This is a genomic window from Burkholderia singularis (assembly GCF_001718875.1).
GTDB classification, from domain to species: Bacteria; Pseudomonadota; Gammaproteobacteria; order Burkholderiales; family Burkholderiaceae; genus Burkholderia; species Burkholderia singularis.
Map to the genome: position 1 here is coordinate 710,355 of NZ_CP013449.1, position 24,589 is coordinate 734,943.

General features: G+C 63.2%; 15 protein-coding genes. 8 read left to right on the forward strand and 7 right to left on the reverse strand.

Going from position 1 to position 24,589, the window contains the following annotated elements:
- Positions 1 to 438 precede the first annotated feature (438 nt).
- A complete protein-coding gene (locus AQ611_RS19090; RefSeq protein ID WP_069235683.1) occupies positions 439 to 1,641 on the forward strand; it encodes a porin in 1,203 nt (400 codons plus the stop codon).
- Positions 1,642 to 1,883: 242 nt separating this feature from the next.
- Here the strand turns inward: AQ611_RS19090 and AQ611_RS19095 are convergent, their stop codons facing one another.
- Positions 1,884 to 2,264 carry a hypothetical protein gene (locus tag AQ611_RS19095; protein ID WP_231936069.1) on the reverse strand — a complete coding sequence of 127 codons (381 nt, stop codon included), beginning with the start codon at positions 2,262 to 2,264 and terminating at the stop codon, positions 1,884 to 1,886.
- Positions 2,265 to 2,646: 382 nt separating this feature from the next.
- On the opposite strand from AQ611_RS19095, the gene AQ611_RS19100 reads away from it, so the two are divergent.
- Positions 2,647 to 3,456: an enoyl-CoA hydratase gene (locus AQ611_RS19100; protein WP_069235685.1), complete on the forward strand. Its 810-nt coding sequence runs from the start codon at positions 2,647 to 2,649 to the stop codon at positions 3,454 to 3,456.
- Positions 3,457 to 3,687: 231 nt separating this feature from the next.
- Here AQ611_RS19100 and alr read toward each other — a convergent pair whose 3' ends face one another.
- Positions 3,688 to 4,815, reverse strand: a complete 1,128-nt coding sequence (alr, locus tag AQ611_RS19105; protein WP_069235686.1) for an alanine racemase — start codon at positions 4,813 to 4,815, stop codon at positions 3,688 to 3,690.
- Between the two features lie 365 nt (positions 4,816 to 5,180).
- Between alr and AQ611_RS19110 the strand changes: the two genes are divergently transcribed.
- The 3 genes from AQ611_RS19110 (at position 5,181) to egtD (ending at position 7,943) form a co-directional block, all read left to right on the forward strand.
- Positions 5,181 to 5,561, forward strand: a complete 381-nt coding sequence (locus AQ611_RS19110; protein ID WP_059514630.1) for a DUF427 domain-containing protein — start codon at positions 5,181 to 5,183, stop codon at positions 5,559 to 5,561.
- Between the two features lie 167 nt (positions 5,562 to 5,728).
- Positions 5,729 to 6,967 (forward strand): ergothioneine biosynthesis protein EgtB, encoded by a 1,239-nt coding sequence (gene egtB / locus AQ611_RS19115; protein WP_069236399.1) that lies wholly within the window; start codon positions 5,729 to 5,731, stop codon positions 6,965 to 6,967.
- 4 nt (positions 6,968 to 6,971) lie between these two features.
- Positions 6,972 to 7,943 carry an L-histidine N(alpha)-methyltransferase gene (egtD, locus tag AQ611_RS19120; RefSeq protein ID WP_082711818.1) on the forward strand — a complete coding sequence of 324 codons (972 nt, stop codon included), beginning with the start codon at positions 6,972 to 6,974 and terminating at the stop codon, positions 7,941 to 7,943.
- A 204-nt stretch (positions 7,944 to 8,147) separates the two neighbouring features.
- Here egtD and AQ611_RS19125 read toward each other — a convergent pair whose 3' ends face one another.
- From AQ611_RS19125 to AQ611_RS19145, 5 genes are all read right to left on the reverse strand, one after another.
- Positions 8,148 to 8,819 carry a DUF2894 domain-containing protein gene (locus tag AQ611_RS19125; RefSeq protein WP_069236400.1) on the reverse strand — a complete coding sequence of 224 codons (672 nt, stop codon included), beginning with the start codon at positions 8,817 to 8,819 and terminating at the stop codon, positions 8,148 to 8,150.
- The gene (locus AQ611_RS19130) at positions 8,812 to 9,459 is read right to left on the reverse strand and encodes an OmpA family protein (RefSeq protein WP_059514628.1); all 648 of its coding nucleotides are present in this window, start codon (positions 9,457 to 9,459) and stop codon (positions 8,812 to 8,814) included. Before AQ611_RS19130 ends, AQ611_RS19125 begins: the two co-directional genes overlap by 8 nt.
- A complete protein-coding gene (locus AQ611_RS19135) occupies positions 9,456 to 11,558 on the reverse strand; it encodes a DUF802 domain-containing protein (protein ID WP_069235687.1) in 2,103 nt (700 codons plus the stop codon). The genes AQ611_RS19130 and AQ611_RS19135 overlap by 4 nt, the downstream gene beginning before the upstream one ends.
- A 10-nt stretch (positions 11,559 to 11,568) precedes the next feature.
- Positions 11,569 to 12,288, reverse strand: coding sequence for a DUF3348 domain-containing protein (locus AQ611_RS19140; RefSeq protein WP_231936070.1), 720 nt, complete (start codon positions 12,286 to 12,288; stop codon positions 11,569 to 11,571).
- A gap of 443 nt (positions 12,289 to 12,731) precedes the next feature.
- Positions 12,732 to 15,746, reverse strand: coding sequence for a GH92 family glycosyl hydrolase (locus AQ611_RS19145; RefSeq protein ID WP_069235689.1), 3,015 nt, complete (start codon positions 15,744 to 15,746; stop codon positions 12,732 to 12,734).
- 643 nt (positions 15,747 to 16,389) lie between these two features.
- Here AQ611_RS19145 and AQ611_RS19150 point away from each other — a divergent pair.
- The 3 genes from AQ611_RS19150 (at position 16,390) to AQ611_RS25735 (ending at position 24,297) form a co-directional block, all read left to right on the forward strand.
- Complete coding sequence (locus tag AQ611_RS19150) at positions 16,390 to 19,050, forward strand: GH92 family glycosyl hydrolase (protein WP_069235690.1); 2,661 nt, start codon at positions 16,390 to 16,392, stop codon at positions 19,048 to 19,050.
- Positions 19,051 to 19,160: 110 nt separating this feature from the next.
- On the forward strand, positions 19,161 to 22,046 hold the full coding sequence (locus AQ611_RS19155; protein WP_069235691.1) for a glycoside hydrolase family 2 protein: 2,886 nt from the start codon (positions 19,161 to 19,163) through the stop codon (positions 22,044 to 22,046).
- A 295-nt stretch (positions 22,047 to 22,341) separates the two neighbouring features.
- Complete coding sequence (locus AQ611_RS25735) at positions 22,342 to 24,297, forward strand: hypothetical protein (RefSeq protein ID WP_146011725.1); 1,956 nt, start codon at positions 22,342 to 22,344, stop codon at positions 24,295 to 24,297.
- Positions 24,298 to 24,589 lie beyond the last annotated feature (292 nt).

Below are 24,589 nucleotides of genomic sequence, written 5' to 3' on the forward strand. Positions count from 1 at the left end.
CTTTCGATCGATACGATCCGCTCGCACCCATGGCGCTGCGGGTGCATTTCGATCGGCAATCCGTGTTTAATGGTTTGCCCGGCCGCGAAGGCTCGTATCGCTTCGACGCCTGCGGCGAGCCGCTTGGGATGACGCGCTGGGTATCGCACTGTTGTGCGAAAGCATTCTGGAAGGCATGTGGAGGGATTGTTTGAATGTAAATCCGGGTAAATCCCGGTTTAACAGGAACCGGTTCCAAAAAAAGGCGCGGGTGCCGTGAAATCCTTGCTGGGCCGGCATAAAAAACTAACTGGTTAATGAATTCCCGCGTTGCGCGGACCCGACGCCTTTTTATTCTCCGTTTTACAGAAAAAATGAATCGGTGAGAATGGCGGCCGCATGGGCAAGCCATGAGTGCCCGGCGTCATACGAGAAAAATTTCTTGAGGATGGGGATTCAATGAAAAAGCGTGTAGCGGTCGCGATGACGACCGTCGGACTGGCGGCCGTTGCCACGGCGCATGCCCAGAGCAGCGTGACGTTGTACGGCATCGTCGACAACGGCATTGCATATCAGAACAGCAGCGGCTCGCTTGGCTCGACGACGGGGGGCCGCTCGGCCGTCAAGATGTCGACGGGCGTATGGGCGGGCAGCCGCTTCGGCCTGAAGGGCAGTGAGGATCTGGGCGGCGGCTCGAAAGCGATCTTCCAGCTCGAGGCAGGCTTCAATACCGCTAACGGCACGTCGCAATTCGCAGGCGGGATTTTCACGCGCCAAGCCTGGGTCGGCTTGACCAACCCGGCCTACGGTACGCTGACGGCCGGCCGTCAGTACACCGCGTACTACACGCTGCTGTCGCCGTACAGCCCGACGAACTGGCTTACCGGCTATTTCGGCGCGCATCCGGGCGATATCGACTCGCTCGACACCAGCTACCGCGCGAACAACTCGCTCGTTTATATGTCGCCGACGTTCTACGGCTTCAAGGTCGGCGGCTCGTATGCGTTCGGCGGCGAGCCGGGCAGCGTGAACGCCGGCTCGACGTGGAGCGCGGGCATCCAGTACCTGAACGGTCCGGTCGGCATCGCCGCGGCGTTCCAGCGGGTGAACAACTCGACGTCGGGCGGCGGCGATTGGGGCCCGTATTCGACGACGTCGAATGGCGGCGCGCAGGCAGCCGTGTCGGCGATCAACAACGGCTACAAGACCGCGCAGGCACAGCAGCGCGTGGCGGTGACGGCGGGTTACCAGTTCTCGTCGGCATGGGACGTATCGGTGTCGTACTCGAACGTCCAATATATCCCCGGTGTGAAATCGGGATTCCGCAACACGGCGATCTTCAATACCGCCGGCGCGGTGCTGCACTTCAAACCTTCCGCAACCTGGGATTTCGCGGGCGGCTACAGCTACACGCGGGCGACTCAGTCGAACGGCATCACGAGCGCCGCGCAATATCACCAGTTCACGCTGTCGCAGTACTACAGCTTGTCCAAGCGCACGGCCCTCTACGCGCTCGAGGCCTATCAGCGCGCAAGCGGCAAGACGCTGGCCAACGGCAAGATCATCAACGCGACCGCATCGATCGGCGACGGCTTCAATTCGTCTCCGGCGACGTCGCGCAGCCAGGTGGGCCTGGGTGTCGGTCTGATTCACCGTTTCTGATGCGCGGGACTTGCCAGTGTGCGGCGTGAGTCGTGTGCTGGCGGCTCGACGGTTTGGCAGCCGGTTCGTTCGAACCGGCTGTTTTTGCTTGCGGCGACGCGTCGGCGGTGTTTTATAGCGGCAATTGCGACGCGGGCGGGATTTTCACGCGAGTGCGTCGAGACGGTGCATCAAAGCGCGGCAGCACGGATGCGCGCGCAGCAATATGCGGGATGCGATGCGCGAGCGTGCACGCGGTGCGCTCAGCGCACCACGCCTGCACGATAGCCGCGGGCACCGACCCGCAGGACGTTGCCATCCGGCGTGAATAAACGCGGAATTTCGGGGGACGAAGGCGCGGGCGTCGCGCGCGGCGACGCGCCGTCGAGCCCACGCGGTTTAGGCGCGATCCGCGCGACCGTCGGCACCGAGGGGCGGCGGATATGCGCGTCGACGACGTGCGGTGCGGCGCGCTTGCGCTTCAAGGCGGGCTTCTGCGCAGCCGGCGCGGCGGGGGCGGCGGGCTCATGGTGCGTTACGCCCGCGCGCGCTTCGGGTGGGTTCCAGATCTCGACATAGTGCTCGCCCGCGAACGTCGAGGACGTGAAAGTGAACAGCAGCAATCCGTATCCAACCAGTTTCACTATCTCTTCTCCGTGGCACGTGCGATGTCCAGGCAGTGTCGATCGGCTTGTTTTCGCGCGGCCGCCGGCTTGCGGCTGCCGCGCGGCACGCGATTTTCGCATGGGTGGCGCGTTTTGCGCCATCGCTGCCGACTGTATGAATATACAGGTTTGACGGGCGATGTCCATGGCGGCGTCGATCGCGGTTCGACGATGTCGGTTTTTCGCCGCGCTCGCCCATGCATGACCATTTTTTGCTTGACGCACAGCGGTTCGCTTCATCCGGATACCATTTGCCAGTGGCAGGACGCCGGGCGGAATTGTTGCCCGTATGGGCCGTTATCGGCGCATATCGGCCCGTATCTGTCTGGCAACGAACATACATTCCATCCAGGAGGACGACATGGACACGCCCAACTCACCGCCGTCGCTGCCGCCGCTCGTGCGCGACGACGCCGACGGCGTCACGACGCTGCGACTGAACCGGCCGGCTCAATTCAACGCGCTGTCGGACGCGCTGATCGATGCGCTGCTGCACGAACTTGCCGCGCTGGCCGACGATCCGCACGTGCGCTGCGTCGTGCTGGCTGCGCAGGGCCGCGCGTTTTGCGCCGGGCATGATCTGCGCGAGATGCGCGGCCGTCCGGATATCGAGTATTACCGCGACCTGTTCGGCCGGTGCAGCCGCGTGATGCAGGCGATTCAGGCGTTGCCCGTGCCGGTGGTCGCGCGCGTGCACGGGGTGGCGACGGCGGCGGGTTGCCAGCTCGTCGCGTCGTGCGATCTGGCGATAGCGGCCAATACTGCCCGCTTCGCGGTGTCCGGCATCGACGTTGGGCTGTTCTGCTCGACGCCCGCCGTTGCGTTGAGCCGTAACGTATGCGCGAAGCGCGCGTTCGACATGCTGGTCACCGGCCGCTTCATCGATGCCGCGACGGCGTGCGACTGGGGGCTCGTCAACGAGGCGGTGCCGGCGGAGGCGCTCGATGCGGCCGTCGCGCGCACGGTCGAGCGGATCGTGTCGAAGTGTCCGGCAGCGGTGCGCTACGGCAAGGCGATGTTCCACCGGCAGCGGCAGATGCCGCTCGCCGACGCTTACGCGTATGCGGCCGACGTGATGGCGCGCAATATGATGGAGGCGGACACGAGCGAGGGCATCGATGCATTTCTGGAGAAGCGGCCCGCGAGCTGGCATGTGCGAGCGCGCTCGTGACGGTTCGCGGCCGCGGCGGAACGCGGTAGGCCGTCGGCCGGCATGCGCCGAAGCGGGCTTTCGATTAACCAAGGCCGGGCCGCCGCGATTGTGTCGCGGCATTGTGCGCCGATGCCCGCATGTTCGACGCCGCGCCGGTAAGCGCTCGGCGTGGCCCGCCGAGGCCGCCCGGCCAGGTTTGACGCCGCGCTTTGCCGGTGCGAGCGGGTGCGCGCCGCGGCGATGTCGCGGCTATCGGCCGAAACTTCCGGTGCGCGTGCCGCAGATTAGTTGGTGCGCGGTTGCGTCCAGCGGGTCGACTCCGACCGGCACCCGCCGCGCGAGCGCGCACATCAGCTCGTAGCCGATCGTGCCCGCCGCTTCGGCCACCTCGTCGACGCGAACCTGCGTGCCCCACAGCTCGACCGCCGAGCCGACGCCGGCCGTCGGGCACGGCGTCAGGTCGACGGTCAGCATGTCCATCGAAACGCGCCCAACCACCTGCGTGCGCACGCCGTCGACAGCAATCGGCGTACCCGTCGGCGCGTGCCGTGGATACCCGTCCGCGTAGCCGCAAGCGACGACGCCGATGCGCATCTCGCGCTCGGCGGTGAAGCGGCGGCCATAGCCGACCGTTTCGCCTGCCGTGACAGTTTGCACGCCGATGATGCGGCTTGTGATGGTCATCGCCGCGCGCAGCGGTACGTCGGTGATATCGCGAACCGCGCCCGTGGGCGATGCGCCATACAGAATCGTGCCGGGGCGCACCCAGTCGCGATGCGCGCGCGGATGCCACAGCACCGCGGCCGAATTCGACAGCGTGCGCTCGCCGGGCAGGCCGGCTGTCGCCGCATCGAACAGGCGTATTTGCCAGTCGATCTCGCCTTCGTCGGCGTTCGCGAAATGCGTCATCAGCGCGATCTTGCCGATCGACGGTGCAGCCGCCGCGCGCTCCCATGCGGCGCGGAACGCGTCAGGCCGGAAGCCGAGCCGGTTCATTCCGGAATTCATCTTGAGTTGGATGTCGATCGGCCGGCTCGGCTTGGCCGCCGTCAACATGTTCAATTGATCGTGGCCGTGCACGGCAACCGTTAGGCGATAACGGTCGGCGATCTCGATATCCGTCGCATCGAAAATTCCTTCGAGCAGCAGAACGGGCTTCGTCCAGCCGAGTTCCCGCACCCGTACCGCTTCGTCGAGATCAAGCAGTGCGATTCCATCGGCGGCATCAAGCGCCGGATAGACGCGCTCGATGCCATGACCATATGCGTTTGCCTTGACGACCGCCCACACGCGCGACGCGGGGGCTTTCTGGCGGACGAGCGCGAGGTTGTGCGCGATCGCGTTGGGATGGATGCGGGCGGCGATGGGACGGGGCATGGAAATGTCTGCGAATGGACGAAACAGAGAAAAAAGCGGCAACGAACCGCAGGTGCATGGCAGCATTGCGCTGCCAAAGCACCGGCACGTGCCCGAGATGCGTATTTTCCGTATGAAGCGAGATAGCCAGTGTTACGCGCTATGATATGTTGATGTGTATGGTTGTATTTAACGTATTTATCGATTTTTTAGTAAAAATTGACGTAAATTCTTTACGGGCACTCGCGCTGCAGCTAACGGTTAATGTGCCGGCGATGGTTCGAAGGTTCCGGCATCGGAATTCGCGGCTGGCCTGTCGCAGAGCGCGCCATAGCAGGATACGATGACGCCGAAGTCCGACGAGTTTCGCAACCGGAGGCGTTGTCATGTCTGAGCACACCCTTGCCGTCAAGATTCCCGGCCCGGATCATCCGATCACGATCGAAGCAACGGGCGCACGGGTTGTCGTCACCGTGAACGGCCGTCCGCTCGCCGATACGCGCAACGCGTTGACGCTGCGCGAGGCGGCGTATCCGCCCGTGCAATACATTCCGCGCGACGATGTCGACATGACGCGGCTCGCGCGCAGCGCGCATGCGAGCTATTGCCCGTACAAGGGCAGCGCGTCGTACTACAGCGTCGACGATGGCGACGGGAGGCGCGTCGACGCCGTGTGGTCATACGAATTACCGCACGACGCCGTCAAGCAGATCGCCGGCCATCTCGCGTTCTATCCCGACCGGGTCGATTCGATCGCGATCGGCTGACGCGCATCGGCCACCCTGGCGTCCGGCGCGCACCGCGTCAGACGTGCCGATTGCACGTGCGGCATGGCGATGTCACAGGTATGTCCTATTCTCTTTGAGATGTTTTCCGTTGAGCGCATTGGCCGGTGCAGTGCATGAGCCGGATCATCCTGTCGGGACGCAACGCAATGACGAACCATGAAGAACCGGCGCGCGACGTCGCGCGCCGCCTCGAGCGTGACTTCGCCGATGTGCGCCGGTATAGCGTCGAGCTGGCCAGGCCGCTGTCGGCCGAGGATCAGTCGTTGCAGTCGATGCCAGACGCAAGTCCGACGAAATGGCATCTCGCGCATACGACGTGGTTTTTCGAGACTGTGATCCTGGCGCGCCATGCGCGCGGCTACAAGCTGTTCGATGCGCGCTATCCCTATCTTTTCAATTCGTATTACGAAGCACTCGGCCCGCGTCACGCGAGGCCGCAGCGCGGGCTGTTGTCGCGCCCGTCGCTCGACGACGTGCACCGCTATCGCCGCTACGTCGACGCCGCACTGCTCGAGTTGTTGCGCACCGCCGACGCGTCGTCGCTGTTCGCGCTCGAGCCGGAGATCACGCTCGGTCTGCACCACGAGCAGCAGCATCAAGAACTGATGCTGACCGATATCCTTCACGCATTTTCGCTTAACCCGCTATTGCCCGCGTACCGCAGCGACGCCGGCACCGTGCCCGCCGATGCGCCCGCGCGCGCGAGCCGCGCGGCGCGCTGGATCGTGCGGCCGGGAGGCATCGTCGAAATCGGCCATGACAGCCGCGGCTTTTCGTTCGACAACGAACGGCCGCGCCATGCGGTGATTCTGCAGCCATACGAGATTGCCGAGCGGCCCGTGACGAACGGCGAGTACGCGGCATTCATCGAGGACGGCGGCTATGCTCGCGCGGAGCTTTGGCTCTCCGATGGCTGGGCGCTGGTTCAGCGCGACGCATGGAAGGCGCCGCTGTACTGGATCGCGGCGGACGCGTGCGAGGGGCTCGGCTGGCGCGAGTTCGGGCTCGACGGCCTGCGGCCGCTCGCGCATGACGCGCCGGTGTCGCATCTGAGCTTCTACGAAGCGGCCGCGTATGCGCAATGGGCAGGCGCGCGGCTGCCGACTGAATTCGAATGGGAGGCGGCATTCGACGCGCCAGGCATCGAACAGATGACCGGGCACGTGTGGCAATGGACGCGCTCGTCATATGAGCCGTATCCGGGCTTCAAGCCGCTGGCGGGCATCGCGGCCGAATACAACGGCAAGTTCATGGTCGGGCAGCAGGTGCTGCGCGGCAGCAGCATCGCGACGCCGCCGGGCCATGCGCGTGCGACATACCGCAACTTTTTCGCGCCGGCCGCGCGCTGGCAATTCACGGGGGTACGCCTTGCGAGAGATCACTGAACCGATCGACGATGCCGCGCACGCGGCGCACAGTGCGATGCGCACGAGCGCGTTCGGCCGCGATCTGCTGGCCGGATTGCGTAGCTCGCCGCGCAGCATCGCGCCGAAGTATTTCTATGACGTGGCGGGCTCCGCGTTGTTCGATCGGATCTGCGAGTTGCCGGAATACTATCCGACTCGCACCGAACTCGCGATCCTGAAGCGTAGCGCAAGTGAGATTGCCGAGCGCATAGGCCGCGACGCGAATCTGATCGAGTTCGGCGCGGGATCGCTCTCGAAGGTTCGCGTTCTGCTCGATGCATGCGCCGTGTCCAATCCGCCCGTGCGGTATCTGCCCGTCGATATTTCGGCCGATCATCTCGCGCATGCGTCGGCCGCATTACGCGACGCTTATCCGTGGCTCGACGTGCGGCCGGTTGTCGCCGATTATCTGCATGCCGAACAATTGAGCGTGATCGAGCAACTGCCGGGGCGCCGCGTCGGCTGCTTTCTCGGCTCGACGATCGGCAATTTCTCGCCGGACGAGGCCGCGTCGTTCCTGCGGCGCATGGCCGTGTTGCTGGCGGGCGGCGGGCTGCTGATCGGCGTCGATCTAGTGAAAGACGTGGCGATCCTGCATCGCGCATACAACGATTCCGCAGGCGTGACGGCGGCGTTCAATTTGAATCTGCTCAAGCGAGCGAACGCGGAGCTGGGTGCGGATTTCGCGCTCGATGCGTGGGCGCATCGAGCGTTTTACGATGCCGAGCATCAGCGCATCGAGATGCATCTCGTCAGCCGGCGCGCGCAAACGGTGCGCGTAGCCGGCACTGCGTTCCGGTTCGACGAGGGCGAGACGTTGCATACCGAGAATTCGCACAAGTTCACGGTCGACGGGTTTCGCGAACAGGCGAGGGCAGCGGGATTCCAGCCGGCGGCAGTTTGGGTCGACCCCGCGCGGCTGTTCAGTCTGCATTGGCTCGAAAGCCGGGGGTGAGGGTGCGGGGTCGGCCGAGGCGGCAACGCGCATGCCTCGGTGGCGTCGGTGATCGTTCATCGCAAACGGCTTTGATGGCGCACACATGCAATGGCTCTCACGTCTCGTTCGTTCTTGGGCCGGCTTGCGCGAGCAGTGCGCCGTCGCCCGTTTTTATATAAGCTGCGCTTGCGTGCATTGCGGCGCTGCATCGGCCGGCGGGCACTAACGCTCGCGTGAACGGTTTTTCTGCTTTTTGCTATTGGCGGCGCGTGGCGCGTCGTTGCCCGCCGCTGCGTTGTCGCCGGTCATGTGCTCGACCCAGGCGAGCGCATCCACATACGACAGGAACTGCTGCAAATACCCCGGAGACAACTCGCGCATCGACAAAAGCGAGCGATGCACGAGGCTGCTCGAATTGAGCGGTCCGGCGTTTTTCGGCACCTGATTCAACGATTGCCGCAACTGCCTGTCGGTGCTGAGTTTCGACCAGATCTGGCGGAATGCGCCGAGCATCTCGAGTTCCGGGTAAGCATGACGCGGGTGCAATGCGTGATGGGCCGGGTCGCGATCGTCATCCGGCGCCGTATGCCGCGCGGCGATGTCGTCGATCAGCCGGCCCAACTCGCCGCGTGCGGGCGGATGCGCCGCTGCAGACGGCGAGGTTCGAGCGGTCCCGCCGCCGATGGACGCGGCGTGCCGTTCCACCGCATTCGCATAGGACGACAATGCTTCGGATAACTTCTCGTCCAGCAGGCGGCGCGCCTCACCGCTATGGTTCGCCGCGCGCCGAGCGAGCGCGGCGATGAAGCGAAAGCGCACCGGGTCCAGCCGATCGGCACCGCACTCGCGCCACGCGTCGAGCATTGCTTGCGCACGCACGCCGACGCTATTCACGATGCTCACCGCCGGAAGCCGTCGCCCTCGGCACGGGAGCAATCTCGACGCGCCGGTTCTTCGCGCGGCCTTCGTCGCTCGTATTCGCACTCACCGGCTGCTCGGAGCCGAACGCCGCGACGAACACCGACGACGACGGCACGCCTTCGCTGATGAACGCGCGCGTCACGGTCAATGCGCGCTGCGCCGACAGCTCCCAGTTGTCGGCGAATCGGCGGTTGCCCGCATGCACTTGCTGATCGTCGGCGAAGCCGCTGACCATCAGGATTTCGTCATGCGTTTTCAAGTAAGCGGCTAGCGGCCCGGCGAGGCTCTTCAGCAGATCGCGCCCTTCGGGCTGCAACTGATCGGAATTCAGCGCGAACAGCACGCTGCCGCTGATGCCGATGCGGCCGTTGACGAGCGTCACGCGTCCGGCCGCAAGCGGGCCCGCGAGCGCCTGCTCGAGCGTCTGGCGGCGCTGCGCTTCCATCTGACGTTGCTTGAGCGCGTCGTCGAGCCGCGACGACAACTCCAGCTGCACGCCGATGACGCTGACCAGGATCAGCATGAAGGCGCCGAGCAGCACCGACATCAGATCGCCGAAGGCCGCCCAGATCGGCGCGCCCGATTGCGCGCCGTCGTCGATTTCGTCGCTCATGCCGTTTCGGCTCCGGCCGATGCACGCTGGTTCGCGAGCCGTTGCAGATCCTCGATGATCTGCTTTTGCGCCAGCATGCTGAGATCGACGACTTCCCGGGCTTGCGCGACGTAATAAGCGAGTTGCTCGTCGCTGCGCGCGACGGATTTGTCGAGCGCGGCCTCGATGCGTTCCAGATGGGCGAGCAGCTTGTCGTTCGACTGTCCGAACAATTGGACGGCCGCGCCGAACGCATCGCCGAGGCTCGCCACGTCGACGGCGCCTGCGGCAACTTGCGCGGCGGCCACGGTCAGCTTGCCGGTTTCGGCTTCGACTTGATCGGCAAAGCGGCCGCCGACGCGTTCGAGCAGATTCGCCGACGTCGAGATCAACGCGTCGATCGCCGTGCGCTGATCGGTGCACGTGTGGTTTACCGCGTCGAGCAGCGTCTCCAGCGTCGCGAGCAGGCGGCCGCGCTCGTCGAGCATCGCCGTGTCGCGGGCCAGACTGTCGGACAGCCGCTCGCGCAACTCGGCGATGACGGCGGCCGCGGCTTTCGGCGCCTGTGCCGCGGCTTGTGCGAGCTGCGAGATTTCGGCGATCGTGTCGCGCGCGTGCGCTTGCGTTTGCGCCGAGATGTCACGGGCAGTTTGCGCGAGCGTGTCGCAGATTGCCTGCTGCCGGCTGGCGGTGTGCGCGCCGGCTTTTTCCCATTCGCTGCGCAGCTTGGCGGCCATCTCGCCGAGCGCGTCGGTCCAGGCCGTCAGCCGTTGCTGGTCTTGCGATTTCAATTCGGCGTGCCAATCGGCATGCGACTGTCCGAGCGTGTGCAGCAGTGATGCGCAATGCTGCTCGAAGGTTGCCGCAGCGGTTTCGAGCGCGCGCTGATTGCGCTGGGCTAACTGCTCGTTGAGGTCGGCTTGCCGGGCGAGCGCATCGTCGCACGTTGCCGATACCGCGCCCGCCGTGGTTTCGACGCGCGCCGAAACGTTCTCGAGCAGGCTGGCCGAGCGCTGATCGAAGGTTTCCGCGAAGCGATCGAGCGCCGAGCGCAGATGTTGCACGAGTGCTTCGTTCGTGCGCCGATGCTCGACGAGCGCATCGTTCCAGACTTGCGTGGCGGCGGCCGCCGCCGCGCCGAAACCGCTCGACAGGCTGTCCAATTGCCGTTGGACGGCATGCGAGACGCTGTCGTGCAGCGATGCCGCTTCGCGGGCAAGACCCGCCATCGTTGCTTCGATGACCGGCTGAAATGCATCGCCGGCAACACGCGCGCTTTGCGCGGCGCTGTCCTTCAACGATTGCGCAACCGACGACGCAAGATGCGCATAAGCGGTTTGCGCATGACTCAGAAAGGCTTGCTGACTGGCGAGCTGACGCTCGCTTGCGTCGACGCTGCGTTGCTCGACGGCCGCCATCATCGCTTGCAGCCGCTCGGCGAGAACCGGCATTGCTTCGGCTTGCCGCTGCAGCAATCTGATGGTTTCGTCGCGCCGATACGCGTGCGAGTAGACGTGCAACGCCGTGGCGATCTTGCCGTCGAGCGTCTGCGCGGCGACGAGCCGTTCGCGCTTGCACAGTGCGGACAGCAACCCGAGCATCGCCGACGTCGCGACGCCTGCGATCGACGTGCCGAACGCGAAACCGAGCCCGTTGACGGGCGCCGCCAGCGACGCGCGCACTGCCTGTAGGTTCGTTGCGCTTTCGAGCGCCGCGCCGGTGCCGCGCAGCGTCGCGACCATGCCGAGCAGCGTGCCGAGCATGCCGAGCAGCACCAATAGGCCGACGAGGTAGGGCGTCAACGCAGGTCCGGGCAGCGCGGCGCGCTCGCCCTCGATGCGCAGGCGCACCGCACCGTGCAGGCTCGGATGCAGCCGTTCGAGCCATGCGCCGAGCGCGGGCGGTGGCTCGGGCAGGCCGTCGAGCGCTTGCGACAGCGTGGTTGTCGCTTGCCGATAGCGGCGCAGCTCGAATGCGCCTGCCAGATAGCAGGCGCCAATCAACGCAGTGACGGCGAGAGCGAGCAGGTTCGAGCCGGCGTAGCCGGCAGCGATCCAGCAGACGACGGCCAGACCGGCCAGAAAGACGACGAGATTGAAGTTGAAGCGATGTCTGGACATGATGCTCCAGTTAGCGGGTGCGAAGGGCCGCGAGCAAGCCCTCGACCGGTTGAAAACGAATATCCAGCTCGGCGAGCAGCACGCGCTGCATGTCGTGGCGGAACGTGTCGAGCCACGCGCCCGCCGCGACGGGCGGGCTGCTTTGCGAAGCCGGAGCGTCGGCCGCGAGCGCCTGCTGCTCGGCATCGCGCAGCCGTGCGAAGTACGTGCCGAGCAACGCGGGCACGCACGTCAGCAGTTTTTGTTCGCGCGTGCCGAGCGCCTGTTCCATGGCCGCGTCCAGTGCGGCGAGCCGGGCGAGGCGTGGCGTGGCCGTGGCCAGCATGCTTCTCAAGCGCGCGCGCAAGGTGCCGATATCCGTCAGCATGACCTGTTGCATCGACAGATAGTGCTGGCGGAATTCCGCGTAATCGGCGGTGGCGGGCGCGGTGGCGGCCGCATCCCGCGCGATCGCGTGATGCGGCTGCGCGCGATTGCGCTTGGCGTCGGCCGTGCCGGCGATCGCATCGGCCAACGACGCACGCGCGCGCGCGCACAGACGCTCGGCGTCACGGCCGACGCCGGCGGCGGGCCGAGCGTGATCGGCCGTGGCCGGCGGCTTGACGTTCAGTGCCGACGACAGCGTGATCGCATCGGTCCAGCCGAGCCATTGGCTCAGCCGGTCGGACAACGGTTGCCGGGGCTCGGAAACGTCGATTTCCGCCAGGCGAGCGAGTAGGCGAATCAGCATGGGTCCGCTGAGCGCGCTTCGCTGCGGGACTTGCTCCATGTCGCGAGTGAGGAAAAAAGGCAGAAGTTTACACTCTGGCGACGGCGAGGCCGGCGAATTGGGAAATCGACGGTGTGCGAGGGGCTGCCGTTGCTGGAGCGGCGGCGTTCGCGGACCTTCGTTTTATTCGCGCGCGGCGTCTCGCGACGGCCGGCTAAGCCCGTGTCGTGATCGGGCCGGCTGCCGTGTTCGCGGCGCAAGAGAGGCGGGGCGACGGCGTGCTTGTCGTCTGTGGAGCGGGCCGCTGCGCGATGGGCGCACAGGCGCAACGGCGGTTACCGGGCCCTGGGTTTCATTGGAGCGCAGCCCGGCCGGTGTTCGGAAGGCGCAGGGGCTCGCCCCCCGCGCATCAGGCCGGGCCGGCGTCACGCACCCGGCCCGTGCCCGGCGAGCGGATCGAACCGTCAGCCGCCCACCGTCATCGCAAACACGTGCTGGCGTCCCCGATCGACCTGATAAGGGAACGTCACGCTTTTTACGGGCCGCGCCGGATCGAGCGGCTGCGTCCACTGGAACACTTTGGCGGGCACGCCGTCTTCGGTGCCGTCCATTCGAAGACGCGTGGGCGTCGTCAGCACGACGGTATTGTAAGGGCCGGGCTGCCGGCTGCCGCCGTTCAAGGTCCAGTCGTCGAAGGTCAGCTCGAGCGTGGCTTGGGTGCCGTCGGCATAGGTCACCACCAGCTTGCCGGTGGATGGCCCGTTGCTCGCGCTGCCGAGCAGCGACAGCGATTTGCCGCGTACCGGCGTGGCGAAGGTGATCGTTTGGCCCTGGACGATCATGTTGTCGAGCCCGGTTTTGCTGTCAGGCCAAGCGAACGTCAAGCCGTTCAGGGTCAGCCGCGAGTTCGGCCGCACGCCGATCGCCGCGAGCGCATCCCGAGAATAGCGCGCGCCCGATCCGTCGAACGTATTGCCTTCGGCGGCCTGCTCCGGCGTCGAGCCTCTCGCGCCCGTGCCGACGTTGTTCAGCGCGTCTGCGATGCTCACGAAGCCGTCGAGGCCGTAAGACGGCAACCGTTCCGCCGCCGCCGCGCCCCACTGCGACGGCGCGCTGCCCAATGCGATGTCGAGTCGCGCCACCTTGCGCAGATCGTCCTTCAGCCAGACCCACGGTGCGTCGAGCGCGGCGCCGTTGAGCGTCGCGCTTTGGATGTAGCGCGATTGCGCGCCGTTGCCGGTCGTGTTGATGATGAGTTGCTTGTGGCCGTCGGCCCAGCGCACGACGGCCTTGTCGAACACGGGCGAATGCAGCGCGAGCCCGCCGACCGACTGGATGGCCGGGTACGCGCCGAGCGCGGCCCATACGTACCACGACGAGACCGCGCCGAGATCGTCGTTGCCGGGCAGGCCGCCTGGCCCGTCGTTGAATACCGGATCGATCCTCTCGTCTGCGTTGCCGTTGATGATGTCGCGCACCACCTTTTGCGTTCGCCACGGGGCGCCGGCCCAGTTGTAGAGCCACGGCGACGAAAAGCTCGGCTCGTTGCCGATATAGAAGTGCGGCGGCGACATGCCCGCGTTCAGGTTCGAGAAATAGGCGTCCAGCCGCTTGACGACGGCGTCGTTGCCGCCCGACAGCGCGAAGAGTTCGCGCGTATCGTGCGTCATCATCCACGTGTATTGCTCGGCGTTGCCCTCCACCATGTCCTGGTTCGCCACCGGCGACAGATTCCATGAGCCGTCGTCATAGCGCGGCAGAATCTGCTTTTGTTGCACGTTGTACATGTTTTTCCATTGCGCGGCGCGCGCGAGGAACTGGCGATACGCGGTTTCGTCGCCCAGCGATTTTGCGAATGACGCGATCGCGAAATCGACCGTGCTGAATTCCGGCGTAAGCGAGCCCGCCCACCAGCCGCGGTTGAGCGAGACGTAGCCGCGCGTCAGGTGGTCGTTCATGCGGTCGTCGCCGTCGCGCGGAATCGTGCTGCCGCAGCGCACGACCCGCTTGTTGCCGGCCAGCTTCATGTACTTCAGCGCGCTCGCGGTATCGAACCGGGTCGCGCCGAACGCGTAACCGCCGACGACGGCGGGCACGCCGGAGTCGCCGGGCATGATGCCCTGGTCGACGTTGATCGGCGACCAGCGCGGAATCGCGCCGCACTGTTCGGCATCGGTGACGAGCGATTGAAGCATATCGCTCGTCTCGCGCGGGAACAGCATGCCGAGCAGCGGCATCAGGCTGCGGTAGGTGTCCCAGTTCGAGTAGTTGACGTATTGCGTGCGGTTGCCCGTGACGCGATGAATCTTCTGATCGAAGCCGATGTATTCGCCATTGACGTCACTGTTGACGTTCGGCGACAGCATCGAGTGATACAGCGCCGTATAGAACTTGCGCTTGTCGAGCATCGAGCCGCCGCTTACCTGGATCGTGTTCAAGCGGTTGTTCCATGTTTGGTCGGCGGCTTTGCGCACGCCGTCGAAGTCCCAGTTTTTCGCCGGATTCTCCGCGTCCAGGTTCTGCTTCGCGTTGGCGACGCTGACGTATGACAGCGCCACTTTCATCAGAACCGGGCCGGACTTCGCGGCGAAGCGCACTTTCGCATTGCCCTTGCCGAGGTCGGTGGCGGACTTGTCGATGTTGCGATCGAATTGGATGTAGAAGTAGACCGTGTAGTTGCGCGCTCCGCAGAAGCCGCCGCCGACGGTCGAACCCGACAGTGCGTCATTGCCGCTGTAGCCGATGCTGCCTTGCGTGGACGGTTTGGTGTTGGTGCGCGTCGCATCGATCACGAGCGTAGCCGGCTGCGTGTTGGCGGGAAAGGTGAAGCGCCCGAAGCCGGTGCGCGTGGTGGCGGTCAGTTCGGCCTTGATGCCGTCGTTCAGGACGACGCGATAGTAGCCTGGCGATGCGGTCTCGTTCTCGTGCTTGAAGTTCGCGACCGGCTTGACGATATTCGACGCCACGGCAGCCGGATCGAAGGTCGGCATGATCGGCAGTTCGCCCGAGTTGCCGTCGCATCCCGAGCCGCTCATCTGAGTCAGCGGAAAGCCGATGATGGTGTTCTCGGTGTAGACATAGCCGACCGGCGTATCCTTGCCGCCGCCGGGCTTGATGCTGGGCGTCATCGGCGACCATTGCACCATGCCGAACGGCGTGGTGGCGCCGGGGAACGTGCCGCCGCGCTCGCCTGCCGGCACGGGGTCGGTTGCCCGCACGCTGGCGTTGGCCGTGCCGATGAACGGGTTGACGTACTGGGTGAGCGCCATCTGCACATTACGCTCTTCGGCTACATCGCTTGCGTTCGCGGATGCGCGCACCGCCTCGCCGGGCGCGGCGGGTGCGGAAGTCTCGGCGCCCGCCCGATTGTTCGCGGCGTTCAAGACGGCCGGCGACGCTGTGCCGTCATCGCCGTTGCAGCCGGCGAGCAGCAAGCTCGCGGCCAATACCGCCAGTGCGGCATGATTGCTTCGTCGCATGAATCGTCCTCGTGAATGGTCGCATGGGCATACCGGAACTATCGCCGCATGCATTCGCGTTCATGTGGCCGCTCGCCGGTCGAGCGGCAGAGTCGAGATAAAAATCGCATTCCTGATTAATCGAATCGGCCGTAAACGCAGATGGATTCGACGGCGAACGACATCTGCGTGTCGGGTTGTTTGCAAACTATGGGATTCGTGGCGGAGCTGTCAAGGAAATCGCGTGATTGCAATTACTTAAACAAGCTAAACACCCCGTGACGAATGCATGAGGTGCGGCTGGCGGTGCCGAGACAAAGCGCTCGGGAGCGGGGATTTTCGCCAGTGCGAACAGAGAGGCCGGCGTTGAAAACGGCAGCGCCTTCGCGTTCGATCGAACTTACCGTGCAAGCTCTTTTCGGCAAGCCCCGCATGTTCAGGTGTGCGCGCGGACACGAAACATGTCCGCGCAAAAGCTAAACTGAAGCGTGGCAGGGTTTTCCCAGATTGCCCGGCCGATTCCGGGAAACCAATACTGCCACCAAAACATTCCGAGGGCCGTGCGTTCACGGGTTTTCCGAACGGCTCATCCTTTTCGGCCACGCCGGTATTGCAACCATCACGGCATGGAATCGATCGCTACATTTGACATCCTAAATAAAAGATGAAGCATCTTCGATCGTCGATTGTTGCCGCGCTGGCCGGTGCGGCGCTTGCCGCGTGCGGCGGGGACGACACGGTAACTGGCGGGCCGTCTGTTGCCGGCATCCTGTCGCCGGGATCGGTTTCAACGGAATCGTCAATGGCGGCGATGTACCGGCAGCAGTCGGCAAAGCCCGAGCGGGTCGACTTGGCGTTGACTCAATACGTGAATCCGTTGATCGGCACTGCCGTATCCGGAGACAGCGGATATGCGGGCAATGTCAACCCCGGCGCCAAAGTGCCGTTCGGCATGGTGACTTTCGGACCGAACACGCCGCGCCACGATTTCAACGGATCGGGCGGTTATCTCTCTGCCGCGTCGTCGGCAAACGGAACCATCGATTTTTTCAGCATGACACATCTGTCCGGCGTCGGCTGCCCAGGCCAGGGAACGGTCGCCATGCTGCCGAACGACAACGGCGCTCCGATCATGGGCGCGTGGGGACCCTCCGGCGCAGGCTACAGCTATCGCAACGAGGCCGCGGAGCCGGGCTACTACAAGGTCAAGCTCGACACCGGCATCATGATCGAGTTGAGTGCGACCGCGCGAACCGGCAGCGCGCGCATTCGCTACACCGACAAGAACAAGGGGTTTTTATCAATCGACACGACGCTTAACGGCAACAGCGATGCATCGGGCGCGACGCCGATCTCTTCGTCCAACGTTGCGTTGACCGTGGGCCGCGACGGCAAATCGATATCCGGCCAAAGCGTGGCTCCCGCGTTCTGCACGCCCTATGGCACGCCCTGGAATTCACCGGTGTACTTCCATGCGACTTTCGACAAGCCGTTGCGCGCGCAACCGGGTTCGTCTCGGCTCAATACTGCGAGCAACGGCGCGGCAATCCTGCAATTTGACTTGACCGATGCGGACAAGACCGTTCACATGAAGATCGGCATTTCGGCTGTCAGCATCGACAACGCGAAACGCAACCTGCAAGCGGAAAATGCGAACGCGTCATTCGACGACGTGAGGAAGCGGGCGTCGCTCGCATGGAACGACCGACTGAACGCCGTGCAGATCGATCAAGCGGCGGCCCCCGCCAAGCTGACCGGCGCGCAACGCGACAATCTGACCAAGTTTTATACCGCGCTTTACCACGTGTTCGGCTCGCCGACTGTCTATAGCGACGTCAACGGCGATTTTCGCAGCATGCGCCAGCCGAAGGTCGGCGGCAGCTATCCGAAGCGGGACCCGGCGGGCTCGGTTCCCGTTCGCGATACCGTCAACGTAGCGGACTATCGTTATCGCCAGATGGACGGCAAGCCGGGATCGTACCGCACGCATTACACGGGATTTTCGCTTTGGGATACTTACCGTTCGCAGGCACAGTTGCTGGCATGGCTCGCGCCGCGCGAATCCGGCGACATGATGCAATCGCTGACGGTGGACGCGCTGCAGTGCGGTGCATTTCCGCACTGGGTCGATGCGAGCGACGATTCGACGCCGATGGCGGGCGACAACGCGCTGAACGTGATGGCAGGCGCGTACAAGTTTGGCGCAACGCATTTCGACGTGGTGGCTGCCGCGCGTTTGATGAAGCAGTCGGCGTTCAATCCGGCAAGTGCCTGCAATGACAATGCGAGTGCGCCGAATCTGACCGCCTATTTGACAGCGCATTACTACACGAGTGCGAATTCCGGACATCCTTCATCCGAGCAGATCGAGCGTATCAATAGCGACCGTTCCGCTGCCGCATTCCTGCAAGCGCTGCCTGCGAGCGTGCTGGCCGATCCGTCGGTCCAGGTGACGCAAGCCGATATCGACTCGCTGTTCAGACGGGCGTCATGGTGGACCAACATCTACGATCCGGCCAGCAAAACGCTTGCCGCCCGCGCGGCGCCGCCACCCGGCTCCGTGCCCGGCACGCTGGGTCCGTTGACCGCAGGCTCGTTTCACGAGTCGACCGAACCCAACTACTTCTGGAGTTTCGCTCACGATTGGACGGCGCTGATCCATGCGATCGGGGGCAAGGCCGCCGCCGTCACGCGGCTGAACAAGCTGTTTTCGATCGATACGGCGCTTTCGGTCACGCCCGGCTCCGCGCAACTGAACGGCGGCGAAAGCTCGAACGGCTACTACATCGGCAACGAGCCGTCGTTTCAAGCGCCGTGGGCCTACAACTGGGCGGGCACGCCGAGCGCGGCGCAATACGTGATCCCGATCGTGATGAGCAAAGCGTTTTCGACCGCGCGTGACGGCCTGCCGGGCAACGACGACATGGGCGCGACGTCGAGCTGGTATGTGTGGGCGGCCCTCGGCATGTTTCCCGTGATTCCGTCGGAGGCCGGGCTGGCATTGTCGACGCCGCAATTCGGCGGCATGACAGTCTGGTTCGGCGACGGCAAGAAGTTGCGCATCGAGACCGACACGCCGGCCGTCGACGAAACGGGCCGCGCATCGCAGCGGTTCGTCCGCTCGCTGAAGCTCAACGGCGCCGATTACGCGGGCTCGTGGTTGCCGCTGGGTTCGATCGCGAATGGCGGGACGTTGCGTTACGCGTTGTCGCCTGGGCCGACCGATTGGGCGGCCGCGGACAGTCTGACGCCGCCGTCCGGAGCGAATGCGGACTATACGCGCATGACCGCCGGCGCTCCGCCGGACGCAGGGCGAACGCGCTGACGCTGATGCGGGGCGGGGCAAGCATGCGCACGCGGTATTCGGCCGGATGCGGGCCCGATGCCGGACAGGCGTTGGCTTCGGCGGTGGGAGCGTGAGCACGAGCGAGAGCGATGAAATCGACACAACGCCGCAAATTTCTGGTGCGCAGCGCTGCGCTGATCGGCAGCGGCTGGTTGGCCGCCTGCAACGACGGCGCAGGCGATCCGGCCGCGACGCCGGAACGCCTGGCCGGCAACGCGCGCGGAAATCCCGCAGATAGCCCGCCGGACGAGATTCCGGCGACGTCGCCGACGAATCTGGCAGCATCGGGTGAAATCTCCGGACGATGGACATTCGCCGCCGCGTCGGACTGCCCCGGCCTCAACGGCGCGCGGCTCGCGAGCGCCGGCGGCATGGCGCGCATGTCGGCCGCGACGGTGCCGGGCACTGCGTTGAGCAGCATGATCGCCAACGGAAAATATCCCGACCCGCTATACGGCAGGATCGTGACCGACACGATTCCCGACACGCTGAAAGATACCGACTACTGGTATCGCACGACGTTCACCACGCCCGCGCTGCGACCGGGCCAACGTCTGTGGCTGCGCTTCGACGGAGTCAATTACAGGGCGGCCATCTGGCTCAACGGCGCGTTCGTCGGCACGCTCGAGGGCGCATTCAAGCACGGCTATTTCGACGTCACCGAGCTTGTCTCGGCAGCGGGCGGAACTGCCTATTTGGCGGTTTGCGTGATCAAGCTCGATTTCTCGGAAAGGCCGCTGAAGCCCAGCTATTCGAGCGGCGTGACGCGCGGCGGGCGCAATGGCGGCCCGAGCGGCGTCACACTGAAAAACGGTCCGACGTTCTTCTGCTGCGCCGGATGGGATTGGCTGCCGACGATTCCCGACCGCAACCTCGGCATCTGGCAGCCGGTGTCGTGGTTCACGACGGGCGCGATGCGGATCGCCGATGTGCGGGTCGACAGCGTGCTGTCCGACGACTTGAGCCAGGCGACGCTGCGGCTCGACGTATCGCTCGATAACCGCACCGGCCAATCCGTCGCTGCGGTGCTGATCGGCAAGATCGGCAACGACATCGCATTCAGGCGCACGATCATCGTTGAGGCTGCCGATCAGCCGGTGACGTTCTCGCTGACGCCCGCCGAGATACCGGCACTCACGCTGTCGAATCCGAAGCTTTGGTGGCCGAATGGATATGGCGAGCCGCATCTCTATGCGGTGTCGGTCGCCATCGAATGGCGAGGGCGGATCTCCGACGAGCGAACCGTGAACGTCGGGCTGCGGCGCATCGAGTACGCGCGTGACATCGGCTTCGGTCCGCAGTTGAGCATCACCGTCAACAAACTGCCGATTCTCGTGATGGGCGGCAACTGGGGGCTCGACGAGGCGCTCAAGCGAATCCCGCGCGAGCGGCTGTTTCATCAAGTCAGGCTGCATCGCGACGCGAACCTGAATCTGATTCGCAACTGGAACGGCCAGAGCACGAGCCGCGATTTCTTCGATGCATGCGACGCCTACGGCATCCTGGTGTGGCAGGATTTTTTCTACTCGACCGAAGGGCCCGCGGCGGAAAACGTGATGCGCGATCTCGACAACATCCGGGACGTCATCGTTCATTACCGCAACCATCCGTCGATCCTGCTGTGGTGCGGCGGCAATGAAGGCTCGCCGCCGCCCGCACTCGTCAGCGGTCTCGACGCGTTGGTGACGGAGTTGGACCCCAGGCGCCTGTGCCTGACGAGTTCGGCGGGCGATACCGGCGCCGGCGCGATGAACGGCTACTCGTCCGGCGGCCCGTACAACTGGGAAGCGCCGCGCGCTGCCTTCGGGCGCGGCTACGGCGCATCGCAGGTTGCGTTCCATAACGAAGTCGGCTCGCATTCGATTCCGACGCTGGAATGCGTCGAAGCCATGCTGCCGCCATCTTCGTGGGAATGTCCCGACGATTTCTGGGCGGATCGCGACATCAACGGCAATGGCGCCTATTACGCCCAGGTGGGGCTGCAAGGCGGCGCGGGATACATCGCGACGACGGGCGCGCGCTACGGCGAAATTCGAAATCTTGCCGATTTCGTCCGCAAGTCGCAGATGATGAACTACGAATGCATCAAGTCGATCTATGAGGCGAACGCCGCCGTGATGATCGGGCCGGTAACCGGCAAGGTCACGTCGCCCGCGACAGGCGTGATCATGTGGATGACGAATCCTGCGCAGCCAAGTTTTGTCTGGCAGATGTATAGCCACGACCTTGAGCAGCACTCGTCGTTCTTCGCCGTCCGGCGCGCTTGCCGGCGCGTCAACGTGATTCTCGATGCGAACACGTTCGACGTCACGATCGCCAACCATACCGCGAGCGCGGTATCGGGGCGTGTCGAGACGCGCGTGTACAACCTCGACGGCACTCCGAGCGGCAAAGCCGCATGGAGCGATGGGTACGCTGCGCCCGCGTCCTATCGGATCGTTGCGAATCTTCGCGCACAGATTGCGTCGGCCACGTCGGACGTTTGCATCGTGACGCTTGCGCTGCACGATGCGATCGGCTCGACGCTTGCCGAAAATCTCTACTGGTGTCAAAGGAACGGGCAGGACGCCGCTTACGCATCGCTCGATACGATGCCGCCGGCCGCTCTCGCGATCCGCGCATCGGCAGCGGAAGTGGACGATGGCACCGCGCGCATCACCGCCGATGTGAAAAACATCGGCCGCACGATCGCGCTCATGACGCACCTGCAGCTATTCGATCAATCGAGCGGCCAGCGCATCTTGCCTGCGTTTTATAGCGACAACTATCTAAACTTGCTGCCCGGTGCGTCCACGCGGATCGTCATCGACGTGCCCCGTGCGGCGATGCGGTCGCTTTCCCGTGCGGGGCTGCGTGTCGATGGTTGGAAGATCGACCGCGCCAATTCCAGATTGGGCGCGCATGGCGTGCCGGTGACCTTCAACGAGCGGGCGCTTGCGGTTGCGCCCGTGACGGGCGTGTTTGGCAAATGCTAGAAATACTGGGCGGGCGGGCTTGTGCCGGACACGGCGATGCGTTGTTCAATTAACCAGTCCGATCAAGTCCCTTATATTGGAGCGCTATTACGGAATTATTAAAGGCGCAGTGTGGTTGACCCGTTGATTTTTTGAATTATGGTCGATCCTGTTCAGTAATTAAAAATAGAATAAGCCGTCTGCTAATAAAATAAAAAATTGCTTTTCGATAAGCCTGGGTTGCTTGAATATGATCTTGCTTCAATCAATAAAAATGTGAACGGAAAAATAAAATTAGATCGCAAGGAGCGAGAAAATGAAACAGCAACTCGTGGTTACCCTGGCAACATATGCCCGGCTTCAATTGAGGATCTGTGCAATGGCCCCCATGCTGGTGGTCTTGGCCAGTTGTGGAGATGCCCGCGCGGGTTCGCCAGTCTCGACTGCCTCGATAAAGGCGGTCGCTCCCGTCAATACGAACGGCATATACATGAGTTCCAACGAACCTCTGCCGACGAGCCTGGACCAAGAAACCATCGCAAATGGCTTCAATGCGGCGGTTAACGAGGCAGCCAAGCTTGCGTTCACCGATGCCAATTACAGTTGGCTATACAATCGATTCAATTGGGCCAATGCGGGCAATGTGGATTGCAGCCAGCAAGGCATGGATAGTGGAGGGGGCGGATATTTTGCTTCGTTGTCGGGGCGGTGCGCATATTATTCGAGGGATTACGCGCATTATTTAATCGGCGCATACTATATGGGTTATCATAGTCATAATCTGAATATGGCACTGAAATTCTCAACGGTGCTTGATTACAATGATCCCTCGAACCCGCGGCCCTGGTGGGCTTTTGGTATTAACGGAAAGCCTTACGAATCCAAGGCGGTGCAGCCCGCCATATTCGAGATCGGGGATAGTATTCTGACGCTATACAAAATGACGGGGGATCAAAAATATCTTGGGTTGTCATCATATATCAACAATGAAGTGAATTCTGTCTATTGGAGTGCCTCGGATGGAAAGGGAAACCAGTTCATATCGACCGATGGCTTTAGAATAACAAAAAATCCTTCCTATGATGCTGCGACCTATAACGAGTTTGCCTATAATCCATCCGAGGCAAATATCATACCGGCTGGATACGATATTTTTTTGGGGGGAGATTCTGCTGCGTCGCAGATTTCATATTTTTGCAATCTAGCGAGCCATCCGGAGTTTTTGAGTAATCCTGGCGCGGTTTCAACCTATGTGGATCGCTGCAATACGCTTCGATCCAATTTTAATACCAACTGGTGGTCCGGCGCCCAGAATGTATTTTCCATGGCACAGATCGGCCTGAAGAATTATGTTTACACGACGCAGACGACATCGAGTGGAACGTCCAAACCTGCTTCGGACTTGACGCCTCTTTACGGCTATGTGGAAGAGCCCAATTTTTTTCCTCTCTATAAGAATGTCATTATCGGGGAGCAAAAATCAATCAAGCAGGCAGACTATGTAAACTCATCGGCGGAAAGCAAGTACGTCAACAGCAATAATAATTACACGCCCGGGATCGAAAGTTTCACTTATCTTCCGTCATCGTTTTTCCACGCCAGTGACGGTTCGGCAAACCGTTACGACTACGCATGGAAATGGATGCGCCGGCTTGCGCGTACTCAGTACGTGAATGCATCGAATAGCAGTGACGGGATTGCAGCCACCTACCCGGAGGTTCCATTCGTCTTGATCTCGGATGCCGTTACGAAAATCATAGGCTTGGATTTCGACGGCATTCGCAATGCATTCTCGACACTCCCGCGTCTGCCTTCGAATTTCTCGGTAAGCCACTATATTTCGCTGCACAACGTACCGCTCTACAGCAATGCGCCGAACTCTTCTTACAATCTGCCCGTCGACATCATCGCCCAGAAGGTCGATTCGACCAACAGCTATGCTATTCAGCTTGCCTTCAACGGACTGAAACCTTGGCAGATAACGACTTCGTCGGCATCGCTCACGTGGACGCCAAAATTTTCAATGGCGGTTGTCGCGACCGGCTGTGCAATTCAAACGACATACGATGACGGTACTGTTTCGCAGAAAACTTATGCCGTCAGCAACGCGCCAGGCTATTACACTTGCATAGATTCGTCGGGGAAGGTCGTGACGGTGAATATCCCGATCGGCAGCGCGGCGTCTACGCATGTGTCGAAGATCATTGCGATGACTTATTACAACGCCTCGGCGACGAGTATTTTGAAAACGGGGCTGCCGGCCTATCAATGATGTCTGAATAAGCATGTCGAATGCACGCCGTGGCGGAAGTGGCTGCGGCTGCATCGATAGACAAAACCGCGTGGCCTGGCCAGCACGACCGAAAGCGCATAGCGCATGGACCTTTACCGAGCATGCCCGTTATGGGCGCAACCGCAAGCGCCCGTTTGCTGAAGATCACTGGCACGTCATCTGATCCGAACAGGGATTGACGCGATCGATTTTGCCGTCATCGGCATGCAGCCCCGCGCAGGAAAGCGGCTGCATGCCGCACGACGCGCATCGATGAAGGCCTGCGAGGAGG